We start from the raw sequence: 22,855 nt of genomic DNA on the forward strand, positions 1-22,855 counted from the left end.
CAAGGGGCCACCCAAATTATCTCTCAAGGCGCCGACACTGAGGAGCTTCAGAGAGAAAGTTCGCCGCGATACTCACAAATTCGCGTCAATATTCCGATATATCATCCCTGGCTAATTTAAGAGCCGGACCGGACCAAGAGTCAAGAACAATTAACGATCGGTTAACCTTGGCGCTCGCAACATGGTTAACGCTGCCCGGCGGTGCAGCCTCCAGATCGCCTTGACCCCGGCGAATTCTCCAAAGCGCAAAAAAGGTGCGGTTCATCATTCCGGCATGGGTCGACGGCGACTCTTCGGCGGAATACTTGCTGCGATTCAAAGGCGTTAGGTTAACCAGTTCTCAAGAAAGCTAGTTAAGGATCGGTTAATTTAGTTGACTCTAATGAGATGTGGAGGGATTCTGAAGCCGACCTGAAAAGCGTGTCGGCCGTCGTTCGGCTGATGCTCGGAGTGGCGGCGGTAGTTGTATGAGTGTTTCCGCGGACGCAGGGATCATCAGTCCCAAGACCAGGCCGAACCGGCCGCGTGGGAGGATGCACGCCAACGCCGCGGCGCAGGTTCCTTTCCTGGTGCCCATATTGTCTCCGGTCCGGCAGTGGATCCTGCGGCTCGGCCTGGCTTCCTGGTTCGTCACTCTCGGCTTTTTCTGGATCTGGTGGCTGAAGCCGGACCATATCGGATACCTCGGGTCATACATCTTTGCGACGCTGGTGCTGGCCTGGCTGACCTTGATGCCGATGTATTTCCTGCTCAACGTGCACGCTTCGAGGAAGCCATCCAAGCTTGCCAGCATCCCGAAGCGCTCGCGGGTCGCCATGGTGGTGACCAAGGCGCCGTCCGAACCGTTCGCCGTGGTTGCGCGCACCTTGGAAGCAATGCTTACGCAGGACTATCCGCATGACACCTGGCTGGCCGACGAGGACCCGTCCGACGAGACGGTTCGCTGGTGCGATGCCCACGGCGTGTTCATTTCGACGCGGCGCGGAAGGGAAGACTACCACCGCAAGACTTGGCCGCGCCGCACCCGTTGCAAGGAGGGCAACCTGGCGTTCTTCTATGACCACTACGGTTATGAGCGCTACGATTTCGTCGCCCAGATGGATGCCGATCACAGGCCGACGCCAACCTATCTCAGGGAAATCCTTTATCCTTTCGCCGATCCGGCGGTCGGCTATGTCTCGGCGCCGAGCATCTGCGACAACAACGCCGCCGAAAGCTGGGCAGCGCGTGGCCGGCTGTTTCCAGAAGGGATGTTTCACGGGCCCTTGCAGTCCGGCCATACCGGTGGCGGCGCGCCGCTTTGCATCGGCTCGCACTATGCCGTTCGAACCAAGGCGCTGAGGCAGGCGGGCGGTCTCGGTCCGGAGTTGGCCGAGGATCACTCCACCTCGATGCTGATCAACGCCGCCGGGTGGCGCGGCGTGCATGCGCTCGACGCCATCGCCCATGGCGACGGCCCGCAGACCTTTGCCGATCTCGTCACCCAGGAATTCCAGTGGTCGCGCAGCCTGATGACGATCCTGCTCGAATACTCGCCCACATATTTTCCCAAATTGCCCTGGAGGCTGAAGTTTCAGTTCCTGTTCTGCCAGCTCTGGTATCCACTGTTCGCCATCTTCGCATTGCTGATGTACGTCATGCCGATGTACGCGCTCTTCAGCGGGCGCAACTTCGCCAACGTCATGTATGCCGACTTCCTTCTTCACTATCTGCCCAACGCCGTTGCTCTGGTGGGCCTGGTCATGATGCTGAAGGCATTCGGCCTCTCTCGGCCGCTGACGGCCAAGACGATAAGCTGGGAAGGCACGCTGTTTCTTTTCTTCGCACGCTGGCCTTGGGTACTGGCCGGCACGCTATCGTCGCTGCGCGATTATCTGACCAAATCCTTCGTCGATTTCCGTGTCACCCCCAAGGGCAGCGGTCCCAAAAGCCTGTTGCCGGTCCGCGCCTTCGTTCCCTATGTGGCGCTGGCCATCGGCGCGGCACTGCCCGTGTTGATAATTGAGCACCCTTTCGACGCGACCGGCTTTTTCTGGTTCGCGGCGTTCAATGCATTCCTCTATGGGCTTTTGGTGGTGGTGATCGTTTCAAGACACGTCATCGAGAACAAGATCCCGTTGCGCGCCAATGCCGCGAAGATGACCTTGCAGGCCTCGCTCGCCGTGCTGGCGCTCGCCGTGCCGGCCGTGGGCTTCTACGATCGCGGCATGGAAGGCGTCTACGGATTGCAGCAGGGCGCCGGCGGCTTGCGCATCGTGCGCATAGCCTATGTGATTTCCGGCGCCGGCCAGGGTAACATCGGTGCCCGCAATTTCTACTTCGATCCGGGTTGGGAAACGCCGCGCTGACGTTGAAGAGGCGCGCGCGACAACGCTTCCCTGAACATTCGCCTTGTGAGCCGGCGGGCGTCCGCGCAACCCCGGCGCAGTCTCAATAGATTCAGTTTTAATAATATCCGATCGAGTGCGGACAGACCGCGCTCATCATGTCGCTTGCGCGATTCTTAATAAGTATCCCCTAATATAAGATCATGATGCGAGCGGCGTGAGGCTGCTAGCGTGGCGCGGAACACAAAATAACCGACAATATATCCCCGCGCTCCAGTGGCTTATGTTTTTGCAGGGGACGTCGATGAAAACATATATTGGAAATGGGCCAAGGATCGGCAAGAAATATGCCTGTGCATTCGCAGCTGCTGCATTGATCTCGATGGTGTCCGGTTGTCAGAGTATGGATGCGACCAAGACCGGCTCGATCAGCACCAGGCCGGAGGCTCATATGCTTGGCCAGAAGGCTCACTACGTCCAGAAGAAACGGTTGCATCTGGTCGATCGCAAATCGCTCACGCGGATCACCAGCGTGACACGCACGAGAGAGGAGGCCTATGCGGCTTTCGTCCGGCCGCAGCGGATCGGCAAGACGGCGCCCGTGAAGGTTTCCTACAGTTTGGGCAATAGCGGGCCGTTGCTCGGTCACTCTCCCTGGATTTGCGGCCCGAGCGGCTTTGGCCAGCGCGCCAGCTGCCGTTCGCGGTACTGAAGCAATTACGGGAGCAGTGTGTAACGGTTTTCCCGGGACAAGCGCGTAGCGCTTGTCCTTGCGAAACTGCCTGGAACAAAGAGATGGATTGGTTCGGCGTCCTCTTTGAAACTGTGAACCGTTCTAGGGCGTCAGACCTGGAAGTGGCGGCGTGATTTGACTTATGCAGCCGCCGCTCCGTTCCTCGCGGGGGGCGCGAGCCGAGGGCAAGAGGTTGGCGAGGGATTGCGCCTGACCTCTTGCCCCGCGGCCGCCATTCCTGGCGATGGCAATCGCTGACGCTGCCATTCTGTCCCTCGATCGGCACTTTCCGCCTGAAACCGAAATCCCTGTCCGGTATTCCGATCACGTCACGACAAACGGGCGGGGCGGTGCCAGCCGCTATCATTGTCTTCCGGCGCCGACCGCGGCCGCGCGACGTAGGCCGACGATCCGTTCGCTTCGTGATAGACGCGTGCCAGCATTTCCGCCAGCACGCCCGACGTCACCATCTGCACCCCGGCGATCAGCAGGAAGAAGCCGGTGAACAGCATCGGCCGTGTTCCGATGGCTTCCTCGAAAAACACCTTCAGACAAAGCAGATAGGCAAGGATCAGCGAACCCAGCGCGCCGAGCACGATGCCGATACCACCGAAGAAATGACCGGGCCGGGTGCGATAGCGCATGAAAAAATACATGAACACCAGATCGAGCACGACCCTGAAGGTGCGCGAAATCCCGTATTTGGACTGACCGTGAATGCGGGCGTGATGCGTCACCACCTCTTGTGCGATGCGTCGTGGGGTCGTCACCGTGGCCAGCCATGCCGGGATGAAGCGGTGCATCTCGCCATAGAGCTTGACGCTGCGGATGACGGTGCCGCGATAGACCTTGAGGCTGCAGCCATAATCCTTGAGGCGCACGCCGGTGACACGCGCGATCAACGCGTTGGCGATGCGCGAGGGGAGCCGGCGCATAAAAAACCCTTCCTGGCGATCCTTGCGCCAGCCGACCACCAGGTCGAGATCCTCGCTCAGCAAGCGGTAGACCATGCGCGGAATGTCGTAGGGATCGTTCTGCAGGTCGCCGTCGATCGTGGCGATGACGTCGCCGCGTGCCGCGTCTATGCCGGCCTGCATGGCGGCGGTCTGCTTGTAGTTGCGCACCAGCTCGACCGAATGCACATGCGGGCCGTATTGCGCCGCCAGGCGCCTGATCTCGCTCACGGTCGCGTCGGTGCTGCCGTCATCGACCAGCACGACCTCCCATGGCTGGCCATAATGTTCCATGGCCTGGTGAATCCGCGCCAGCAGCGGCTCGACGTTTTCGGCCTCGTTATACATGGGCACGACGATGGACAGCGTATGGTCCGGCATCACCGCGCCGTCGGGCAGTCCCGAAGCAGGGATAGGTAATACGGTCATAGGGATGGCTTCCTTGCAGATCCGGCGGCCGGGTTCCCCGGCAGCGTCGATTTCGAGGGAAACAGCCAGGCAATCGCGCCCGTGACGACAGCTGAGCACAGGATGAAGAGGTGCAATGCCAGCGCCGCCTGCAAGCCGCTCTTCATCGCAATTCCGGAAGTCAGCAGCGCCGCCGCCGCCGCCGCTTCGTAGGTGCCGAAACCGGCGACGCCTTGCACCGGCAATATCGCGGCGCCTTCGGCGCCGACGACGCCTGGAAAGGCGGTGGTGAACGATGTGCCAAGTATCAGCGCCAGCAGCCATCCCTGCACGGCGAGCTTCAGCGACCAGTTGGCGATCGTCCACCACCAGCCGTAGCGCGAGCGCCCCGTCGCCTCGGTGAAGATGTCGCGAAGCAAGCCGAGCTTGGCCACGATCTTGCCGCGCCCGGCCCAGTCATGCGGCGCGCGCGCCCAGCGCGGCAGGTACCATGCCACCGCGACCAGGACGGCCACGCCCGCGACCCTGATCGCCGGATGCAGGCCTGGCCAAACCGCCAACGCCAGCACGCCGACGACGAAGGCATCCTGCAGCCTGAACCACAGCAGCGAGGCGCTGGCGCGCATGAGCGGTACGCCGAAGATCTGGCGCAGGAGCAGGGGAAAAGCCGTCTCGCCGCCGCGGAAAGGGACGACGTTGATCATCGCGTTGTGGATCAGGATAACGCGCAGGCAGGCGCCGAAACGGCCTTGCACCTCGTCGCGGAACTCGTCGCAGACGCGCAGCGTTCGCAAGACATAGGTGACGAAAAAAGCGAGCGTCGCCACCGCGAACGTCCCGGGCGTGACGCGGTCGAAGGCGTCGCCGACCGTCCTCCAGCGCGAGTCGCTGGCGAGCCAGACCAGCAGGGCCAGCGTCGCGACTATCGAGATTGCTCTTTTCAACCAATTCTCCGCTGGTTTTCGCCGCCTCGTCCGGGCGGCGGCAATGCGTGGTGCCCGGATGTCCATGGCGTCAACCGGACTCGGCGCCTGGCCCACCGCCTTGCCGAACTCCCGCGGACCAAATGCGGAGCCGTCGACTGCTGGGACCATGTCCAAAACCCACGGCCCCCGACCGTCGCGGCTCTCAAGGGCGGGTGATCCTATAGACCAGCAAATCATCGGAATCCACAAGCTTGGTTCCGGTCTTGTCCAGATAGTCGATGACCCCGTCATGATGCTCGACGAACAGCAGGTCTTGCTTGTCGGCGGCGTTCTTGGCCGCGCCGAACAGATCTGCGCCTTGCGCGCGCAACTCCTCGAGCTGCGCGATCGCGGTGTCGTCGTCCGCGACGAATTTCGACCATTCGACATCGCCGCCGCCGGGCGGGAACACCCAGCCGCGCGCCCTGCTGTAGTAGACAGCCACTGGATCGCCGACCTCGGGCGCTATTGCGACGACGAGGTCACCCGGTTGTGCCAATCTCGCCAGTTCCTCGCCGAGCAGCTTGCCATTGATGGCAACCGGCTTCTTCATTGTCTTGACGAGGGGAAAGGTCGACCACACGAGCGTCACGGCCACGATACAGATCGAGCGCAGGACCATGGCCGGCGACGGAGCGTTGCCCCATGGCAGCGTTGCCAGGACCAGTGCTCCTCGGCCGCAGAACATCGCCAACGGGACATGGAAGATGTGGTAATTCCAGGGATTGCTGGTGATCTCGCGCGCCGCCGCCAGATAGACGGCCATGGCCGCCACCAGCCAAACATAAGGAATGGCCGAAAGTGTACGTTGTTTCTGGTTTTCGGCGGGGGGCGGCATCCAGAAGCCCACCGCGATCAGCACCATGAACGGATAGCCGTAGAACCACCAAACCGAGGTGTTCCACACCGATTTGAAGTAGAAGCTCTCCTTGAAGAATGTCCAGAAACCGGAATCCCAGATATAACCGCTGCCCGCGACATGAAATGGCGGATAGGTTCGGCCGAGATAGATCGCCCAGCTGAAATATGCGGCGATGATGGCCAGGCTCAAAAGCCCTGACAGGAACACCCTGGTCGCTTGCTTTCGCTTCTTCTCGACAATCCAGCAAACCATCAGGTAGAAAATGACGGCGCCGGCGGCGAGCCCCGGCGGTTTCGCCAGCACTCCGAGCGAGAAACTGACGGTGGCAACCGGCAAAAGCCAGCTGCTGCCGCCGGCCCAGTACCTCGCGAAAAGCCAGACGCCTGTTGTCACCAGGGCCAACATCGACGGATCTGGAAGAAACGAGCTGTCGATCATGATCGCTGCCGGCATCAGCGCATAGGCAAGCGCCGCCGCATGGGCATGCGTTTCGCCCCAGCATAGCGCCGTCAACCTGTGCAGCGAAAACACCGTGACCAGGCCGAAGAAGGCCGCAACCATGCGGCCAAACCAGTCGTGCCAGCCGAAGAGTTGGTAGAGCAGGGCGGTCAGATAGCTGACGATCTGGAACTCGCGGCCCTGATAACTCGGCCCGGGCCCGGTCCAACTGACCTCAGGGAAGAAGATATTCCAGCTGCGCTGTTGAAAATTGTCGGCCATCATTGCTGTGCTTGTCTCGCGCCAGCTGAAGACGTCGACCAGCGGCAAGGTTATGTTGTGGAACCTGAACACGATCGCGATGAACAGGATCCCCAGCAAGATAGCCGTGTCGAGGTTGAGGTAATTGCGAGCAGCCGAGCCCCAAGCAGTCGGCTGCCGCGGGTATTGCTGAACCTCGGCCTGATTTAGTTCCGGGTCGGCGCCCATTTGAAACCGCATCCTCTCTGACGTCTGCGGATTGCTTTTACACGCGATTGTCAAAGGTGAAGGAGTATACGACGCAATCCTTAATTTTGGCGAAAGCGGGCGTCGCGAAAGTTGACATCGCAGCTCCCGCGGCTGTTAAATAGTTCACAGGCCTGTCGCGCCGACAGCGCTGCCTTGGGCCACAAAACAGACATGCCAACGCCGATTGTACCGATAGCTCCGACCAGCTTGCCGCCGCTTGGCGTCGACCATCGGCCACACAACGAACCTCGTCGGACTGCAACTTTCACGCCGCTGCTGTTTCTCTTCGCCTTCTGCGGTCAGGTGGCCCTCGCGGGAGCGACCCACGCGGCCGCCGCCAAAGACGGCGCACCTGCAAAAGCGGACAGTGCCACTGTGCCAACCCCCTATGAGTTGCAGCTTCTGTATGCCGATCGCACATGGGTGTGGAAAAACGGAGCGGCCTATTTCGCACGGGGCAATCGACGCCTCGAGGCCTGGACGTCGGGGCAGGATTCAGCCTCTGTCGCCGAGGGCAGGTGGCTGGTGACCAAGGACGGCAAGATGTGCATGGATGTCGCCTGGCGATCCAAGAGCTACAAGGGCAAACAGCAGCGTACCTGCTATAGCCATCAGATCAAGGATGGAACCATCGAGCAGCGCAAGGATCCGGACGGGGAATGGTACAGTTTCAAACGAACTCCCGAGGATCCCTCCGACGAACACCGAAAATTCGAACCTGGTGATACCAAGGCCGCTCAGTTTGAAGAGGCCCGTAAGTTGGTCGATTCCAAGAATTAAGGCTGGCCAGGCTGGGCCCACGGCATGACGGGAAACGCCGTTCCTGGCTCCGTTGGCGCGTCCCCATATGGCATCGGTGACGGCGTGTGCGGCGTGTCGGAGTCAGGCAGGCTGCTTTTGCCGGGCCTGTGAAGAAGCTTGCGAATCGCTTATGAAAGCGCGGAGCAGTCCGGCAGGAATTGCCGTCGCACCGACCGCCAAATGGTCGCATTCGATTCCTCTCTGACAGAACGACGAGACGATGGGTACACCACCATACGGCTTTCATGAAATTTAATAATTAGTGATGTCTAATATTCTTGTGTGATGTGCGAGTGGTCACTGAAACGACGTGAGGCGGCGCAGGCGTCGCAACGCGTCCTGGCTTTACTCAAAGGCAAGGGACACATGGCGAACAATTCCGGAGCGGGCGTATTTCGCCCAAGCAAGAAAGCCCTCTCTATTGTTGTGGTGGCGGTGACCTCCCTGGTTGCAGGGTGTCAGGTCATGGATGCGACCAATACCGGTTCCGTCATCATCACGCCAGCCGTGCACCCGGTCCAGAGCAGGCCTCCAGTCCAGCCATTCCAAGGTGGATATGTTGTGCAGTCGCTCAGGGCCGAGCCCCAGGTCCTGATGACAAGCACCACACGGACCACTGAAAGAACTTACGCTTTTGCACCGCCGCCGGTTACAACCCCGACGTTGGGACCTGTGAAGGTCGCTTTCGATCCCGTCGATGGCCCTACGTTCTCGGGCGGTTCGCCCTATGTCTGCAGTCCCAGCGGATTTGGCCAGCGCGCCAGTTGCCGAGCCCGCTCTCTGTGATCTATCGGGCAGATGCTGCCGCCTTGCTTGGCGGCAGTGTCTCCGGTTTCGTCCGCAGCCCGAAGAATGGGGCGGCCGTCCTGACGATCGTGTCGATGTCGGAAAGCTCAGGCACAAAGCCAAGATGCGCGCGCGCCTTGCTCGGATCGGCATAGAGTTCGGCCGGGTCCCCCGGGCGCCGGGCCCTGAAGACGGCCGGGACCGGTCTTGACGTCACCCGGCTGACCGCCTGGACAATCTCCCTGATGGATACGCCTTGTCCGGTGCCGAGGTTGACCGCTAGGCTTTGTCCTCCGCCTTCCAGGTGTTGGAGAGCTTTCAGGTGGGCGCGAGCCAGGTCGCTGACATGGATGTAGTCGCGCACGCAAGTCCCGTCCGGCGTCTCATAATCGGTGCCGAAGACCTCGATTTCATCGATGATGCCTGACGCCGCCATCAGAGCCCTGGGAACCAGATGCGTTTCCGGCGTATGCCACTCGCCGAGTTTCCCGTCGGGATCGGCCCCACAGGCGTTGAAGTAGCGCAGGATGGCAAACTTCATTCCGTATGCGGACGCATAGTCGCCGATGATCTGTTCGCCCATCAGCTTGGTACGGCCATAAGGGCTGATCGGATTTTGCGACGAACTCTCGCGAACGGGCAATGCTTCCGGCACGCCGTAGGTGGCGCAACTGCTGGAGAAAATGATGTTTTCAATGGCGTGCGCGCGTGCGGCATCGAGCACGGCGATGGTGCCCGCCACATTGGTCGAATAGTATTCGGCCGGCTGCTGGACGGACTCGCCGACATAGGCCAGCGCCGCGAAGTGGATGACAGCGGTCGGCTGGTACGTGGCGATAGCCGCCTGCATTGCGGCACGGTCCCGGATATCGCCGACGACAAGCGGCCCCCAGGCGACGGACTTCTCGTTGCCGCGGGATAGATTGTCGAAGGCCACGGGCAGGTAACCGGCGGCGGCAAGCAGTTTGCAGGTGTGGCTGCCAATAAAGCCGGCTCCCCCTGTTACCAGGATTGCTTTCCCGGTCATGAAGCCGCCGCGGCGCCCTTGGCCAGCCGCCTTCCGTAGAGCAGGGTGTCGAAATAGTCGACGGTATGCGCGAGCCCCTGGGCCAAATTGATCCTCGGCTCCCAACCGAGATTGTTCCTGGCGAAGGAAATGTCCGGCTTGCGCTGCCTGGGATCGTCGATCGGCAGTGGCCGATGCACGATCTTTGATCTGGAATTGGTGTAGCCCACGACCAGCGTCGCGAGTTCCATGATGGTGAATTCGCCGGGATTGCCGAGGTTGACCGGGTGGGTAGGGGCACTCGGCGCGTTCATCAGCCGCATGAAGCCCTCGATCAGGTCGTCGGCGTAGCAGAAGGAACGGGTCTGCAAGCCGCTGCCATAGACGGTCAGGTCTTCGCCGCGCAACGCCTGGACGATGAAGTTCGAGACGACGCGCCCGTCGTCGGGCTGCATGCGGCGGCCGTAGGTGTTGAAGATGCGGGCAACGCGAATATCGAGGCCATATGTCCTCGAATAGTCGAAGAACAGGGTTTCGGCCGAGCGTTTGCCTTCATCATAGCAGGACCGCGGTCCGTGCGTGTTGACATTGCCGAAATAGCTTTCGGGTTGCGGGTGCACGAAGGGATCGCCGTAGACCTCGGACGTGGAGGCCTGGAATATCTTGGCGTTGTTGCGACGCGCCAGTTCCAACAGGTTCAGCGCGCCAAGCACGCTCGTCTTGAAGGTATGGATCGGATCTGCCTGGTAGTGTGGCGGAGAAGCGGGGCAGGCGAGATTGTAGATCTCGTCGAACCGGAGGTCCAAGGTCAATGGATCGACGATGTCGTGCTCGATGCAGCTGAATCTCGGATCGTGCAGCAGCGCATTGAGATTGTATCTTTTGCCGGTATGGAAATTGTCCACCGCGACGACGTCGTATCCGTCCTGCAAAAGACGTTCGCACAGGTGCGATCCCAGGAAGCCAGCGCCCCCGGCGACCAGAGCCCGGCTTCGGTTGTGGCCCTTGCCGTTGCCCTTTTGGTCGTTCCTGGAACCAAGTTTCAGAACCTTTACGACCTTACTCATTCAGTCCTCCTACGCACCGCAACACTACCCGTCGGGCCGGGGCAAAGCACTGCCCGGCCACGTTCTTGAAACGCGGCAATCCTCCGCATCCGCGGATCGCCATCATTGATGCGCGCTTGTCATTTTCTGAGTTTGCGGAGCCACTGCCGCGCGGCTTCTATGCTGCCGTTCAGCAGTCCATGCGCCCCGAGATCGCGATCACGCGCTTGGTGCCATCATCGCCGATTGCTCGCCCAAATTGCACATCCCAACGAATTGAAAATATACCTGTGGAAATTCCAGTCAACTAAATTAGCGATTTCTTAACCAATTGTGTTTGCCAATGGTTAATCATGAGGCGGCACGCCCGCTAGTCGCGTGCAGGTGGCCGTGGGCGCGGTTCCTCATTTTGAATCAGCATATTGGCTCGACCGCGAAGAGATTCCACATGCCACGGCGAGCTGCTCTCGGGCGCGCCATCAAAAAGCTTGATATCGAGGAATGCCGGGAAGTGCCCTCGTGAGGCACTGGGATGCGCAGCCCCGGAGAACTACCCGAATGAAGAAGGCTCAGAACGATTCAAATCTTCAGGTTGCAATGAGATTGTTGCCCAAATCCGCTCGGGCTGCAGACGTAAACATTCGGTTGTGAAAACCTTGCCAGTATCGCTTTGTGAATGGAATCCGCATCGCAGCTGGCAGTGGCGCAGGGCAGACCAACAGTCAAAATTAGAAGGCAAAATCGGCCCGCGGGAATAAGGTTTAATCCCGATTTCTTTTCGTCGGGCCGCCCGTGATCTCTGTGCATTCGAGGTCCCTCATCCGTAAAGATGCGAGGCGACATTCCCCTTTCAGGCGCGTCGAATTTATAGTGGAATGCCGGCTATCTCGGCAATGGCATTTGAGGGCTTAGGCAGGCTCTTGTCTATTGCGAGATCACGCATTCGGGTTGAACGCAGCACTGGTGTGCGAGCCGTAAAATGGCCGAGGCTGACGATGGCCCGCTTCGCTGCGGGCCATCCCAGCCCTTTTGTCGAGTGTGATGGATCTCTCTTGAAGCAGGCCAGGCTTGCCAGCGGGCTTACTGCCCGCCCATTTCCTTCTTGAATGTATCGAAATCGACCTGCATGCCGTTGAAGATTGTGCTCCAGTGGCGGGTCAGCGCCGCCATCGCCACGGCTTCCTGGATCTCCTCGTCGGTTGCGCCGGCGCGCTTGGCGTCCTGCGTGTCCGACCAGATGCAGTAGGTGCAAGGGATCTGTGCCGCCACGGCTAGGGAGATCAGCGACTTGACCTTGGGCGGCAGCGCCGTCTTGTCGCTGAGTTCGATGGCCTTGACCTCGGCCCAGGCACCGGGCAGACCGGTTTTGGGAAACTGTTTCACAAAGCTCGGTACACCGCCCATGGTCGACTGTATGTCCTTGAGGGTGGCATCATAGTCGTCGGCACGGGCCAGCCCGGTGCCGAGCGACAGCACGCAGGCGGCGGCGAACAGGAAAGCACGATGGGACGAAGACTGTATGGATTTGACGATGCGATGGTACGACATGGTTTCTCCTCTGGCCTTTGCTAGCCTTACGATGTAAGGTGATCGTGAAAATGAACCTTACACTGTAAGCTGTCAAGCCAGCGCTAATGGATCAATCAATCAAGAAAAAGAGAGCACGCGGGCGTCTGTCCCGCGAAATGATCGAGGACGCGGCTTTCGAGGTGATCGAGAGGGAGGGGCTTTCCGGCTTTTCGATGCGCAAGCTCGCCGCTGCGCTCGGCTGCGAGGCGATGAGCATCTACCATCACTTTCCCTCAGTGGCGCATCTGCACGAAGCGCTGGTCGACCGGCTGATCGGTGCGCTCGAAATCCCCGACGCCAGCCTTCCCTGGCGGCAAAGAATGCGCATCGCCATTGAGGATTTTCGCCGCATCGGCCGCGACCATCCCGCCTATTCCAGTTTCATCGTTACCTATCGGATGAACTCGCCGACTTGCCTTGCCTGGTTGAACGGCATTATCGGCTTGTTCAAGGACGGCGGCTTCGGCACTGAACTCAGCGCGCGGCTGTTCCGCACCGTCGGATACTATCTGATGGGCGCGGTGCTGGACGAGAATGCGGGCTATTCCAGAGGCCCGTCCGCGGTGAACACGGTCAGCGACGAGCAATTGGCCAGGGACTATCCAAATGTCATGGCAGCCGGGCGCTTTTTTGGTGCCGCCGAATTCGACAAGACATTCGAACTCGGCCTCGACATGGTGCTGGACGAAATGGAGCGCCTGCGCGACGGTGCGAATGCAAGCCAGCCGTCCAGCAAGGTTTGATTGCAAGGTGACCGCCTGAATGCGCTTTCTGTTTGTCCTGATCCTGTTGGCCGGCACCGGCATCGGTCTCATCTACCCCTGGGCGATGACGAATTTTTCCGGTCGCGAAATCGGCACCTGGCGGGTCTATGAGCAAGGCCGGTTCAGGCCGTTGACCGTATCGCTCAAAGGTCGAGATGCGCCGGTGCGGGTGCTGGTAGACCTGACGGCAAGGGCCGAACGCATCGTTTCGCAGCAGCGCACGGTGTTGACGCTGACCGCGGCCACCAATGGCCGCACGGTGCTTGCCTCGACGCTGCAGTTCAACCACGTGGACAATCCGCGCCAGGCCAGCCCGCAACTGCCCGACAAGATCTTTCGCGACGAAGCTGGCCTGATTGCCACTGTCAACCCTGGCGCCTACGTCTTCACCGTCGGCCCGGGCGACGCCGACGACATACCGATGCGAGCGGTCGACCTTGTCTTGCGCTCCGGCGTCGGGGAAATCGACGGCCGCTCGCGGCCGATGGGCTTCTCGCTGATGGCGGTCGGCTTGATCGGCTTCCTGCTGTCCTTGCGTTCCGGTGGCGGACGACCGGAAAATCCGAACTCGCAGCCGCCGCCACGCTGGGGCAGGGGTCCCACGTGAACTACCGCCACGCCTACCACGCCGGCAATTTTGCCGATGTCGTCAAGCATGTCGTGCTGACGCGCCTGCTCGAATATCTGAAGCAGAAGGACAAGGCGTTTCGTGTCGTTGACACCCATGCCGGCATTGGCCGCTACGACCTGTCGTCACTCGAAGCGCAAAAGACCGGTGAGTGGCAGGGCGGCATCGGCAGGCTGATCGATACCTCGTTCGACGCGAAGGCGGCGGCGCTGCTGGCGCCCTATCTGGCGGCGGTGCGCTCACTCAATCCCGAGGGCGGCGTGAAGAAATATCCAGGCTCGCCGTTGCTCGCGCGCAATCTCCTGCGCAAGCAGGACCGGTTGTCGGCGATCGAACTGCACCCGAAAGACGCCGCGAAGCTGAAGACGGAGTTCGCCGGCGATTTCCAGACAAGGGTGATGGAACTTGACGGCTGGCTTGCACTCGGAGCGCACCTGCCGCCGAAGGAAAAGCGCGGCCTGGTGCTCATCGATCCGCCCTTCGAGGAAGAGGGTGAGTTCGGCCGCCTCGTCGATGGGCTGGTGAAGGCGCACAAGCGCTGGCCCAGCGGCATCTACGCGCTCTGGTATCCGATCAAGGACCGTAGGGCGGTGATCGCCTTCAGGAAAGCGCTGAAGCAATCCGGCATCCCGAAAATCCTCGACATAGAATTCGAGATCAGGCCGGCCTCGTCGGAACCCAGCCTCGATGGCACCGGCATGGTGGTGGTCAATCCGCCCTTCACGCTGGAAGGTGAGTTGAGAACCGTATTGCCGGCGTTGCACAGATTGCTTGCGCTGGCAAAACCGGCGCACTGGTCGATGGAATGGCTGGCCGGCGAGCAGGTCCCGCCGCCGGGATAGCCGCCTTCGACCGCCGCGCTCGTTACGACCGCACGATCCGCCTTCTGGGGAACTTCGCCGCCGCCAGTGCATTGCTGCTTGCAGCAACTGTCCGGCACCGGTTTCTGGAAACCATTGTTTCGGCAACCGCTTGACCGCCGTCAAGCGAATCCGCACAGTGCGTGCAATCGACCTTGAGAGGCTGCCATGACTCGCTTCGCCAAATCCGCACTTGCTGCCCTGATTTCGCTCTGCACGCCGCTTGCCGCGCCTCTCGGGATCACCCAGGCGGTCAAGGCGGCTGACCTCGCCGTCTATACTGAAGACGATGGCAGCGTCTGCGGCGAATCATGGGTGCTGAGCAAGATCACGGATCGGTTCTCTTATCAGGTGCATCACGTGCCGCATCTGCCCGACGTCGCTATCACCGATTTTCGCGACATTCGCCAGCACCGCTACGAGCAAGCGAGCGAGGAATGGCCGATCGGCCGTCACTATTGCCGGGCAACCGTCAGCCTGTCGGATGGCCGGGATCGGTCGATCTTCTATCTGATCGAGGAAGGCCAGGGCTTTGCCTCGATCGGCGACAATGTCGAGTTCTGCGTCTCGGGCTTCGATCGATGGATGGTCTATAACGGCCGTTGCCGCGTCTTGCGCTGAACGCGTTTCTTCCTTTTCCGATCCTTTTTCGCGCCTGCGGCTTGAACTGACCGCAGGCGTTTTGATGTCCTGTGTTGACAGAAGACGCGTTCCGTCGCATCGTGATGAGACAGACCTGTCTCATCGCTTGGTAGCCGCCATGACACCGTCGCCTCTCTCCGACAAACGCCAGCATGTCGTCGAAACGGCCTATGCGCTATTCAAGCGATCCGGCTTCCATGCCACCGGCATCGACCGGATCATCGCCGAGGCCGACGTGGCCAAGATGACGATGTATCGCCATTTCCCCAGCAAGGACGAGCTGATCGTCGAAGTGCTCGACTATCGCGCCAGGCGTTTTGACGACCAGCTCGACCAGCTCGCCAGGGAGGGCATCACGCCGGAGCAGAAAATCGCGAAGATATTCGACTGGCATGGCCGCTGGTTCCACAGGCCGGATTTTCATGGCTGCCTGTTTGCCCATGCCTTGGCCGAGTTCGGCGATCCCCAGCATCCGGTGTTCAAGGCCGTCGCCAGGCAGAAGGACGGCCTCAGGCAGCGCATGCAGTCGATCCTGGCGCCGGTGATGCCGCGCGGGCGGGCCGAGAGCGCGGCGGCGATCCTGTTGATGCTGATCGAAGGCGCGACCCTGATGGCGCAGATGGGGCAGGGGGACCTCGCCATCCGTGACGCCCGCAAGGCCGCCTTGGACATCATCGCCGCCTCGCGCAGGCCGCAATGAGCCCGCTGGTCATCGGGCTCGCGCTGTTCGCGGCGGTCCTGCACGCAAGCTGGAACGCCTTCCTGCGGACGGGTGCCGACAGGTTGTGGACCGTCACTGTCATGAGTTTCTCCAGCACGGCGCTCGCCTTTCCCCTTGCAATCTTCAACGGTTTTCCTGCGACGTCCGCCTGGCCCTATATCGGGCTGTCGGCCTGCCTGCAGGTCGGCTACAGCGTGTTTCTGGTGGCCGCCTACAGATATGGCGAATTGGGGCAGGTCTACCCGATCGTTCGCGGCAGCGTGCCCCTGCTCGTCACGCTTGGCGGCTTCCTGCTGGCCGGCCAGCATCTCACCGCTCCGGAAACCGTAGGCGTTGCCCTGGTCGGTGGCGGCATCATGGCCCTTTCGCTCGGACGAGGAAGAGCCAGCACGACATCCATCCTCTACGCGCTGGCAACGGGGGCGATCATCGCCGCCTATGCGATGGTCGACGCGATTGGCGTTCGTGCGGCGGGCAATGTCGGCGCCTACACCGCCTGGGTCCTGCTGGCCTATGGCCTGTTGCTGCCGTCGACCTTCGTAGCTTTTCGCGGCAGGCTCGCCGTCGATGCTCGGGCACCGGAAACGTGGAAGGCGCTGGGCGGCGGCCTGTTCGCGCTTTTGGCCTATGGCGTCGTGGTGGCGGCCTTCGCACTCGGTCCTGCCGGTCCGATCACCGCGATCCGCGAGACCAGCGTCGTCTTCGCGGCCTTCATCGGTCGGCTGTTTCTCGGCGAGACGCTGACGCCCCGGCGGGTCGGCGCCTGCGCCGTCGTCGCGCTCGGCGCCATTTGTCTCGGCTTCCAGCCGTGATGACGACGCTCACGCTCGCCGACAAACGCTGCGATGCCGCTGCCATCGACAATTGTCGAGACGATCCTGATTATTCTGATGCCGGCAACGGCCGGTTCGGCTAGGCCGGAAACCCGAGAGCAACAAGTCACTTTCGGGAGCCTCCATGGACCTTGCCACCATCAGGCTCTGGACCGCCGCGCCGGTGGTGCCGGAGCTGAAACCTGTCTCCGGGCGGGGGGCTGTTGTCGATCTTCGCCACGGGTGTCGCACACAATCTCGGCAATCCGAAAATGCCGTTGTTCTATGTGGCGCTGCTGCCGAACGTCGTCGGAACCTCGCTCGCATCAGCGCATCTCGGCATCCTGATCGCGGTGATCCTGGCTGTCGAAATTGTGGTGGTCGGCGGGCACGTCGTTCTCGCCGGCCGCGCTCGTAGTCTGCTGCGAACACCCAGGATCGTGCGACGGGTGAACCGCGCGGCAGGCGGGGTGATGATCGGCGCCGGCGTCGCGGTCGTCGCCACGTGCCGATGTTCGCTTCGTCGCTGGGCTATTTCCTGCGTTGTGCCTCGGCCTGATCGATGATCTTGCGAAGAAAGGCGATATGACCGCGAAAGGCCCGCCGTCCTGCCGTCGTGGCGCTGACCCGTGTCTGCGGCCGACGCCCGACAAAAAGTTTTTCAATGTCGACATAGCCAGCTCTGGCCAGTGTGTCGAGATGTGCCCCGAGATTGCCGTCGGTGGCTTCGATCATGGCTTTCAACTGGGTGAACTCCAAGGCCTCGCGCCTTTCCAGCGTGTTCAGGACGGCCATGATCCTGAGACGCGTACTCTGGTGGATAATGTCGTCGGCGCTCATCAATGGCTCCAATGCGGCAAAGCCTTGGCCTGTCGCCGTGTGACTCGGCAATCCCTGCCAGCGGGTGTCACTTGCCTTTGTATGACCGAAATCGAAGGCGCGATCGGACTCCGTGACAGAATACTCTGTTATACAGAGTATTCTGTCAATCAGAAAGCTGCTGCTCGAAACATGCTTGACAAGGTGATCTTCAGATCGGGCGTCGCATCGCGCTCGTGATCCGCACGGACCGCTCTCTTGCAAAAGATGATCGCCTCGATGAAACGGCAAGTCATGATCTTCACGACCAAAGATCGTGCGTGAAGTTGCTCGCTAATCTTCGGAGCTTGATGGCGAGCTCGCATCGCGAATGCCGATGTCGAATTGCTGGCGATGTCGGAAGATCAACCGCGGATTTTTCCGGTGATGAGTGTGATTGTGTGGCGATCGCAACCAAAATTTAAGGTGAGAAAATCATACCATTGCTTCGCTGGCTAGCGAGACGCGAGTCAGATATGCATTGCGCGCCGGGGTCATTCACGGCCATCGGCATAACGTGAAGGGGCATGACATGGCTAAGCAGTCATCTAAAGCGCCGGCATCCAAGACTCCGGCAAAGAAAGCACCCGCAAAAGCAGTCGCGGCGAAGGCCGCTACGGCAGTGAAGAAAGCAGCGCCTGCGAAGGCGGCGGCAAAGCCCGCAGCGAAAGCAGCACCGGCCAAGAAGCCGGCGCCCGCCAAGGCTGCTGCGAAGCCGGCAGTGAAGAAGGCAGCGCCCGCCAAGGCAGCGGCAAAGCCGGCAGCGAAGGCGGCACCGGCGAAGAAGCCAGCGGCCAAGGCGGCGGCAAAGCCCGCGGCGAAAGCGGCTGCAAAGCCCGCGGCGAAGGCGGCGGCAAAGCCCGCGGCCAAGAAGGCAGCACCCGCCAAGGCTGCGGCGAAGCCCGCCGCGAAGGCCGCGGCAAGGCCAGCCATGAAAGCAGCAGCAGCCGCAACCAAGCCGGCGGTGAAGAAAGCCGCCGCCCCGAAGGCAAAGGCAGCGCCTGCGAAAGCGAAGGCTCCGGCCAAGAAGTAGACGGAGCGTTGGGGCGTCACGTGTCCTTCGGGACACGGCAAGGACGCTCTGACGTTCTGTGTAGGAGCATATTCGGCAGCGGGTTCAGCCTTCGGGGCTGAGCGTCGGTAACGGGCCGAGGGGCAAGCAAAGCGAGGCGCCGGTTGGCTGCCTCGCTCGCCCCACTCTTTCGCTCCTGCCGTGGTTGGCGAAGGTCACGGCACGGCTTCTGGCGCCTCTGAAGTATGGGCGCCTGTGAAGTGTGAATGCAGGTTCGAATTCCAGCGGCTTGCCGTCGTGCCTGCTGATGCTTTCCAGGCTGCTGCTTTCAGGCTTGTGGTGATGCCAGGACGGAAACCGCGGCCGGTTTCTGGCTGCTGTTTTTTTGCACTCTGGCAATTGATCGCAACAGCCCTGCGGTCGACACTGGATGTCCGCAAACAGGAAACCGATCATGCCGAAGCTGCTCTACGCGTCCACCTCTCCCTACAGCTCCAAGGTAAGGATGGCCGCGGCCTATGCCGGGATCGCCATCGATGAGGTGCCGGTCAAGACCGAGGACAGGCCGGCCGAACTGATCGGCGCCAATCCGCTCGGCAAGATCCCGGTGCTGGTGCTCGATGATGGCCGTTCTGTTCACGACAGCCGAGCCATCACCCAGCACCTCAACCGGATTTCGAAGAACGCGTTGTTTCCACGCAATCCCGACAAGCGTCTGGAAGCGGAAGTGCTGGAGGCGCTGGCCGACGGTATCTGCGATTGCGCGCTGTCGATGGTCTATGAGCGCCGCACCCGGCCCGACGAAATGGTTTATCAACCCTGGCTTGACCGCCAGTGGGCGAAGATCACCGCCGCACTCGATTTGCTCAATGCCAATCCGCCAAAACTGCCGAAGAAGATCACGGCCGGTCAGATGGCGTTGCGTGCCTGCCTTGGCTATCTCTCTTTGCGCTTCGCCGGGAAATGGGAAAAGGGCCGCGGCCGGTTGACCCGCTGGGCTGCACGCTTCGACGAAAAATTCCCGGAGCTGAAGTCGGCGGTTCCCGCCTAAAAACGACCCGCAATAAAAAAGCCGGGCGCGAGGCCCGGCTTTTTCGTGTCGTGGCTTGGATGGACTTAGAACTTCATACCGAGGCCGAAGGTGACGCGGTTGTCCGTCGCCTTGACTTTGCCGATACCGTCGAAGCTCTTCGAGCCGAAGTCGGTGTAGCGATACTCGACGCGGCCGAACACGTTGTCGGTCAGCTTGATGTCGGTGCCGACGCCGGCGGTCCAGCCGATCATCGTAGCGGTGTCGCTGGCGAGGAGGTCGGAATCTTCCACTTTCAGGCTTCTGCCGGCGAGACCGCCGGTGCCGTAGAGCAGGATTTCCGGGGTCACAGCATAGCCCAGACGGGCACGCAGCGAACCTTCGAAGCCACCCTTGGAGTGGATACCATTGTCGTCACCCTTGACGCCGTTGTAGCCGAGTTCGGCTTCACCGCCGTACACGAAGTTCTCCTGCTGCCATTGGTAACCGCCGAAGACACTGCCGTCGAAACCCTTGGTGTCGGTCGAGAACCCAAGATCCTTTTCCTTGGTCTTGCCGCTGAAGCCGTAGCCGAGGTTGATACCGGCATAAGGGCCGGCCCACGAAGCGACCGGAAGTTCGGCAACCGGAGCGGGTGCCGGCGGCTCTTCCTGAACGACGTCCGCTGCATAAGCGGTACCACCGAGGGCGAAGAGCCCGATTGCGACAGCCAGCGGCCGTGCGAATTTGAGATTGGCTTGCATTGTTCTTTACTCCTTAAGCCACAGGACACAGGCTTGTTTCTCACGATCGCCATCAACCCGTCCGGGGGGTGAAACGGGTCTGGCGTTCGTCGGTTCCAAATGTCGTGTCAAAATGCGGCTGAACCGAACCTGAACTTGGGTCATTCCCCGGCACGAATGAGGCAGAACCTTGACGTTGCATCTTCGCAACAGCGAAATGTCAGCAGCCAGTTTATGCTGCGCTGCACACCGCTTGGTGCAAGGAGTCCAGCGTCCTATATTGCTGTCCGGCGGTTCCGAGTCCAAGAGGGCTCGGCATGCCGAACGGGCACTTCGCCACAATGCTGCCCCAGGTGCGAACACCATTTAACGCATGCCGGGCCATATTTCGCCGGCGTCGCGTTTTCGGGCCGAAATTGAGGATTGACAACAGATGAGCAAAGCCACTGCCGTGGCGCTGGTGACCGGTGGAGCGAAACGGATCGGCAAGGCGATCGTCGAGGACCTCGCCAGCCATGGTTTTGCGGTCGCCATCCACTCCAACCGCTCGCACGATGAGGCGGATGCGCTGGCCGAGGGGATTAACCGGTCGGGCGGCCGCGCCGCCGTGGTTGCGGCTGATCTGACCGACATGGACGCCGTCAGCGAGCTCGTCGGCCAGGCGGAAGCCGCGCTGGGCCCGATCTCGCTGCTGGTCAACAATGCTTCGCTCTTCGTCGACGATTCAGTGGAAGATTTCGACTGGCACGCCTGGGACCGCCACTTCGCCATTCATGTGAAGACGCCGGCGCTGTTGGCGCAGACCTTCGCCCGTTCCTTGCCGGAGGGGCGGGAGGGGCTGATCGTCAACATCATCGACCAGCGCGTCTGGCGGCCGACGCCGCGCTATTTTTCCTATGCGTTGTCGAAATCGGCATTGTGGACCCAGACGCAGATGTTGGCACAGGCGCTCGGGCCCCGCATCCGCGTCAATGCGATCGGGCCGGGCCCGACGCTGAAGAACGCGCGCCAGGACGATTCGGATTTTGACGCGCAGGTCGCCGGCCTGATTCTGAAGCGCGGCCCGGAATTGCCGGAATTCGGCGCCACCATCCGCTATCTGTGGGAGACGCGCTCGGTCACCGGCCAGATGATCGCGCTCGATGGCGGCCAGCATCTTGCATGGCAGACGCCCGATGTGACAGGCATGGCGGAATAGCAGTCGAAATCCTTGTTGGGGTCTAATTTGATCGGCTAAAAGCACAACCGGGCTGTCCCGACGATTGTGGCTTCTGGAAAAAGTCTCTGACGATGGCGCTCCCCGGGGCTGTTCGGCAGCACTCCCGACCTGCAGCGCTGAGCGGCTCCGGCATGCCGCCAATGTCGGCACTTGCCCAAGCACGGTGCCGCGTAATATGCGGTTGGACGGAAGGGGTCACAGGTGTCCCCACGCCCGACTGCCCCTGAACCGGACGCGTCAACATCCGGCTCTCAGGCGTCATACGCTGGTTCCGGCTTCAAAAGTCCAGTCAGCCAGTAGCAGCCAATGGCCGAGATGGGTGGAACATTGCTGGGCCGGCGGTCAATGCTTGAGGCACTTGCGCGCCATTGCCATTGCTTTGTAAGTCCCCTTCAGATCGACGACAAAGGCTCCCTTGGTCTCAGGAAACACGATCATTTTATATCTCTTCGCCACGTCACGCTTGAATTTCGGGTCGTCGGTCAAGATGTAGCCGCCAGAATATCCGCCCTTGAGTATTCCGTTCGTGGTGGTGGCCACTCCCTTGTAGAGATGGCCGTCGATAGAAACGAAGATATCCGACTGCTTCCCGTTCTGGAGGCCGATATCCACCGTCGTGAACACGCCAAGATACCCGACTTCCCGATTCGCGGTAACACCCATTTGAACCGAACTTGGGCCGTCCGAGTGGACGAGCAAGCAATCGCCGCGGGTTTGATTGGTGTAAACTGTCCAGCCTTGGACGTCTCCATATTTGACCAGGACATCGCTGGCCTTTGGGAGGGGATTCTCTGTCTGGGCATAGGCAGCCATCGCAGACGAAAGAGCTACCGACGTGACCGCGATGAGCGTCATGAACTTTCGCATAACATTTCCCTCGTGAGTAAGTTGAAGTATCTATCACTTGGGCATCGTAGTCGGCTGCCCCATGCCTGGATAGTTGGACCTAGGGGAGGAGCGCTGGCCAACCGCTCGGTTCGTCCGAGGTGGTTTAACTCGGTCATTAATTTGCGGTATCGGGTCAATGCTGCTGTCGCCGGGAGAGGCAACCTACAGTCGTTCCAAGGACTGTCCCGCCACTCCAGCATTGACACCACGGTGAAATATGCCCAGGTCACGCATGACGATCTGGCGGCGGTGTCCCGGAAGGGAGGCTGTGATAAACCCGTGAAGGAAAGCCCAG

At 60.9% G+C, this 22,855-nt stretch carries 22 protein-coding genes and 1 pseudogene; 14 read left to right on the plus strand and 9 right to left on the minus strand.

Going from position 1 to position 22,855, the window contains the following annotated elements:
* Window positions 1–467: 467 nt before the first annotated feature.
* Complete coding sequence (locus EN808_RS05675; RefSeq protein ID WP_135915342.1) at window positions 468–2,348, plus strand: cellulose synthase catalytic subunit; 1,881 nt, start codon at window positions 468–470, stop codon at window positions 2,346–2,348.
* 430 nt (window positions 2,349–2,778) lie between these two features.
* A complete protein-coding gene (locus EN808_RS36905; RefSeq protein WP_245464269.1) occupies window positions 2,779–3,039 on the plus strand; it encodes a hypothetical protein in 261 nt (86 codons plus the stop codon).
* A gap of 350 nt (window positions 3,040–3,389) precedes the next feature.
* Here the strand turns inward: EN808_RS36905 and EN808_RS05685 are convergent, their stop codons facing one another.
* The 3 genes from EN808_RS05685 to EN808_RS05695 all read right to left on the minus strand — a co-directional run bounded on the left by EN808_RS05685 (window position 3,390) and on the right by EN808_RS05695 (window position 7,175).
* Window positions 3,390–4,394: a glycosyltransferase family 2 protein gene (locus EN808_RS05685; RefSeq protein WP_210212407.1), complete on the minus strand. Its 1,005-nt coding sequence runs from the start codon at window positions 4,392–4,394 to the stop codon at window positions 3,390–3,392.
* Window positions 4,395–4,438: 44 nt separating this feature from the next.
* Window positions 4,439–5,365, minus strand: coding sequence for a lysylphosphatidylglycerol synthase domain-containing protein (locus tag EN808_RS05690; RefSeq protein WP_127871443.1), 927 nt, complete (start codon window positions 5,363–5,365; stop codon window positions 4,439–4,441).
* Window positions 5,366–5,549: 184 nt separating this feature from the next.
* Window positions 5,550–7,175: a glycosyltransferase family 39 protein gene (locus EN808_RS05695; RefSeq protein ID WP_135883309.1), complete on the minus strand. Its 1,626-nt coding sequence runs from the start codon at window positions 7,173–7,175 to the stop codon at window positions 5,550–5,552.
* Between the two features lie 192 nt (window positions 7,176–7,367).
* On the opposite strand from EN808_RS05695, the gene EN808_RS05700 reads away from it, so the two are divergent.
* Complete coding sequence (locus tag EN808_RS05700) at window positions 7,368–7,976, plus strand: DUF995 domain-containing protein (RefSeq protein ID WP_189524067.1); 609 nt, start codon at window positions 7,368–7,370, stop codon at window positions 7,974–7,976.
* A gap of 808 nt (window positions 7,977–8,784) precedes the next feature.
* Here EN808_RS05700 and galE read toward each other — a convergent pair.
* Both galE and EN808_RS05715 read right to left on the minus strand, forming a co-directional pair.
* Window positions 8,785–9,810 carry a UDP-glucose 4-epimerase GalE gene (gene galE, locus EN808_RS05710; protein ID WP_135915344.1) on the minus strand — a complete coding sequence of 342 codons (1,026 nt, stop codon included), beginning with the start codon at window positions 9,808–9,810 and terminating at the stop codon, window positions 8,785–8,787.
* Window positions 9,807–10,856, minus strand: coding sequence for a UDP-glucuronic acid decarboxylase family protein (locus EN808_RS05715; protein ID WP_135915345.1), 1,050 nt, complete (start codon window positions 10,854–10,856; stop codon window positions 9,807–9,809). The genes galE and EN808_RS05715 overlap by 4 nt, the downstream gene beginning before the upstream one ends.
* Before the next feature lie 65 nt (window positions 10,857–10,921).
* On the opposite strand from EN808_RS05715, the gene EN808_RS05720 reads away from it, so the two are divergent.
* Window positions 10,922–11,146 (plus strand): hypothetical protein, encoded by a 225-nt coding sequence (locus tag EN808_RS05720; RefSeq protein ID WP_127279834.1) that lies wholly within the window; start codon window positions 10,922–10,924, stop codon window positions 11,144–11,146.
* Between the two features lie 769 nt (window positions 11,147–11,915).
* Here EN808_RS05720 and EN808_RS05725 read toward each other — a convergent pair.
* A complete protein-coding gene (locus EN808_RS05725; RefSeq protein ID WP_127279835.1) occupies window positions 11,916–12,383 on the minus strand; it encodes a carboxymuconolactone decarboxylase family protein in 468 nt (155 codons plus the stop codon).
* Window positions 12,384–12,520: 137 nt separating this feature from the next.
* Here EN808_RS05725 and EN808_RS05730 point away from each other — a divergent pair, with 137 nt between their 5' ends.
* The 7 genes and pseudogenes from EN808_RS05730 to EN808_RS05760 form a co-directional block, all read left to right on the plus strand.
* A complete protein-coding gene (locus EN808_RS05730; RefSeq protein ID WP_245525036.1) occupies window positions 12,521–13,147 on the plus strand; it encodes a TetR/AcrR family transcriptional regulator in 627 nt (208 codons plus the stop codon).
* Window positions 13,148–13,166: 19 nt separating this feature from the next.
* Window positions 13,167–13,775, plus strand: coding sequence for a hypothetical protein (locus tag EN808_RS05735; protein ID WP_135915347.1), 609 nt, complete (start codon window positions 13,167–13,169; stop codon window positions 13,773–13,775).
* Window positions 13,772–14,638: a 23S rRNA (adenine(2030)-N(6))-methyltransferase RlmJ gene (locus tag EN808_RS05740; RefSeq protein WP_135915348.1), complete on the plus strand. Its 867-nt coding sequence runs from the start codon at window positions 13,772–13,774 to the stop codon at window positions 14,636–14,638. Before EN808_RS05735 ends, EN808_RS05740 begins: the two co-directional genes overlap by 4 nt.
* Window positions 14,639–14,824: 186 nt before the next feature.
* The gene (locus tag EN808_RS05745; RefSeq protein WP_127871448.1) at window positions 14,825–15,277 is read left to right on the plus strand and encodes a hypothetical protein; all 453 of its coding nucleotides are present in this window, start codon (window positions 14,825–14,827) and stop codon (window positions 15,275–15,277) included.
* Between the two features lie 139 nt (window positions 15,278–15,416).
* Window positions 15,417–15,998: a TetR/AcrR family transcriptional regulator gene (locus tag EN808_RS05750; protein WP_135915349.1), complete on the plus strand. Its 582-nt coding sequence runs from the start codon at window positions 15,417–15,419 to the stop codon at window positions 15,996–15,998.
* Window positions 15,995–16,831, plus strand: a complete 837-nt coding sequence (locus EN808_RS05755) for a DMT family transporter (protein WP_135915350.1) — start codon at window positions 15,995–15,997, stop codon at window positions 16,829–16,831. The genes EN808_RS05750 and EN808_RS05755 overlap by 4 nt, the downstream gene beginning before the upstream one ends.
* Window positions 16,832–16,991: 160 nt before the next feature.
* A pseudogene (locus EN808_RS05760) lies at window positions 16,992–17,397 on the plus strand (LysE family transporter); the annotation flags it as partial.
* Here the strand turns inward: EN808_RS05760 and EN808_RS05765 are convergent.
* Window positions 17,363–17,671 (minus strand): transcriptional regulator, encoded by a 309-nt coding sequence (locus EN808_RS05765; RefSeq protein WP_127280633.1) that lies wholly within the window; start codon window positions 17,669–17,671, stop codon window positions 17,363–17,365. The pseudogene EN808_RS05760 and the gene EN808_RS05765 sit on opposite strands and share 35 nt — an antisense overlap.
* A 640-nt stretch (window positions 17,672–18,311) precedes the next feature.
* Here EN808_RS05765 and EN808_RS05770 point away from each other — a divergent pair.
* The gene (locus EN808_RS05770; protein WP_189343621.1) at window positions 18,312–18,722 is read left to right on the plus strand and encodes a hypothetical protein; all 411 of its coding nucleotides are present in this window, start codon (window positions 18,312–18,314) and stop codon (window positions 18,720–18,722) included.
* Between the two features lie 433 nt (window positions 18,723–19,155).
* Window positions 19,156–19,752 carry a glutathione S-transferase gene (locus tag EN808_RS05775; protein WP_127871450.1) on the plus strand — a complete coding sequence of 199 codons (597 nt, stop codon included), beginning with the start codon at window positions 19,156–19,158 and terminating at the stop codon, window positions 19,750–19,752.
* Window positions 19,753–19,817: 65 nt separating this feature from the next.
* Here the strand turns inward: EN808_RS05775 and EN808_RS05780 are convergent, their stop codons facing one another.
* The gene (locus tag EN808_RS05780) at window positions 19,818–20,474 is read right to left on the minus strand and encodes an outer membrane protein (protein ID WP_127280635.1); all 657 of its coding nucleotides are present in this window, start codon (window positions 20,472–20,474) and stop codon (window positions 19,818–19,820) included.
* 412 nt (window positions 20,475–20,886) lie between these two features.
* Here EN808_RS05780 and EN808_RS05785 point away from each other — a divergent pair, with 412 nt between their 5' ends.
* Window positions 20,887–21,651, plus strand: coding sequence for an SDR family oxidoreductase (locus EN808_RS05785; protein WP_135863803.1), 765 nt, complete (start codon window positions 20,887–20,889; stop codon window positions 21,649–21,651).
* A 363-nt stretch (window positions 21,652–22,014) separates the two neighbouring features.
* Here the strand turns inward: EN808_RS05785 and EN808_RS05790 are convergent, their stop codons facing one another.
* Entirely contained in the window at window positions 22,015–22,539 is a 525-nt protein-coding gene (locus tag EN808_RS05790) for a hypothetical protein (protein ID WP_127280667.1), read from the minus strand.
* Between the last annotated feature and the right edge of the window lie 316 nt (window positions 22,540–22,855).

Source organism: Mesorhizobium sp. M8A.F.Ca.ET.165.01.1.1, from assembly GCF_004792065.1.
Lineage (GTDB): Bacteria > Pseudomonadota > Alphaproteobacteria > Rhizobiales > Rhizobiaceae > Mesorhizobium.

Excerpts from the sequence above, each read along its gene's own strand:
- EN808_RS05765 (WP_127280633.1), bottom strand. The coding sequence starts at position 17,671 with ATGAGCGCCGACGACATTATCCACCAGAGTACGCGTCTCAGGATCATG.
- EN808_RS05675 (WP_135915342.1), top strand. The coding sequence starts at position 468 with ATGAGTGTTTCCGCGGACGCAGGGATCATCAGTCCCAAGACCAGGCCG.
- galE (WP_135915344.1), bottom strand. The coding sequence starts at position 9,810 with ATGACCGGGAAAGCAATCCTGGTAACAGGGGGAGCCGGCTTTATTGGC.
- EN808_RS05785 (WP_135863803.1), top strand. The coding sequence starts at position 20,887 with ATGAGCAAAGCCACTGCCGTGGCGCTGGTGACCGGTGGAGCGAAACGG.
- EN808_RS36905 (WP_245464269.1), top strand. The coding sequence starts at position 2,779 with ATGCTTGGCCAGAAGGCTCACTACGTCCAGAAGAAACGGTTGCATCTG.
- EN808_RS05750 (WP_135915349.1), top strand. The coding sequence starts at position 15,417 with ATGACACCGTCGCCTCTCTCCGACAAACGCCAGCATGTCGTCGAAACG.
- EN808_RS05725 (WP_127279835.1), bottom strand. The coding sequence starts at position 12,383 with ATGTCGTACCATCGCATCGTCAAATCCATACAGTCTTCGTCCCATCGT.
- EN808_RS05695 (WP_135883309.1), bottom strand. The coding sequence starts at position 7,175 with ATGGGCGCCGACCCGGAACTAAATCAGGCCGAGGTTCAGCAATACCCG.
- EN808_RS05780 (WP_127280635.1), bottom strand. The coding sequence starts at position 20,474 with ATGCAAGCCAATCTCAAATTCGCACGGCCGCTGGCTGTCGCAATCGGG.
- EN808_RS05790 (WP_127280667.1), bottom strand. The coding sequence starts at position 22,539 with ATGCGAAAGTTCATGACGCTCATCGCGGTCACGTCGGTAGCTCTTTCG.
- EN808_RS05715 (WP_135915345.1), bottom strand. The coding sequence starts at position 10,856 with ATGAGTAAGGTCGTAAAGGTTCTGAAACTTGGTTCCAGGAACGACCAA.
- EN808_RS05700 (WP_189524067.1), top strand. The coding sequence starts at position 7,368 with ATGCCAACGCCGATTGTACCGATAGCTCCGACCAGCTTGCCGCCGCTT.
- EN808_RS05730 (WP_245525036.1), top strand. The coding sequence starts at position 12,521 with ATGATCGAGGACGCGGCTTTCGAGGTGATCGAGAGGGAGGGGCTTTCC.
- EN808_RS05735 (WP_135915347.1), top strand. The coding sequence starts at position 13,167 with ATGCGCTTTCTGTTTGTCCTGATCCTGTTGGCCGGCACCGGCATCGGT.
- EN808_RS05745 (WP_127871448.1), top strand. The coding sequence starts at position 14,825 with ATGACTCGCTTCGCCAAATCCGCACTTGCTGCCCTGATTTCGCTCTGC.
- EN808_RS05775 (WP_127871450.1), top strand. The coding sequence starts at position 19,156 with ATGCCGAAGCTGCTCTACGCGTCCACCTCTCCCTACAGCTCCAAGGTA.
- EN808_RS05685 (WP_210212407.1), bottom strand. The coding sequence starts at position 4,394 with ATGCCGGACCATACGCTGTCCATCGTCGTGCCCATGTATAACGAGGCC.
- EN808_RS05755 (WP_135915350.1), top strand. The coding sequence starts at position 15,995 with ATGAGCCCGCTGGTCATCGGGCTCGCGCTGTTCGCGGCGGTCCTGCAC.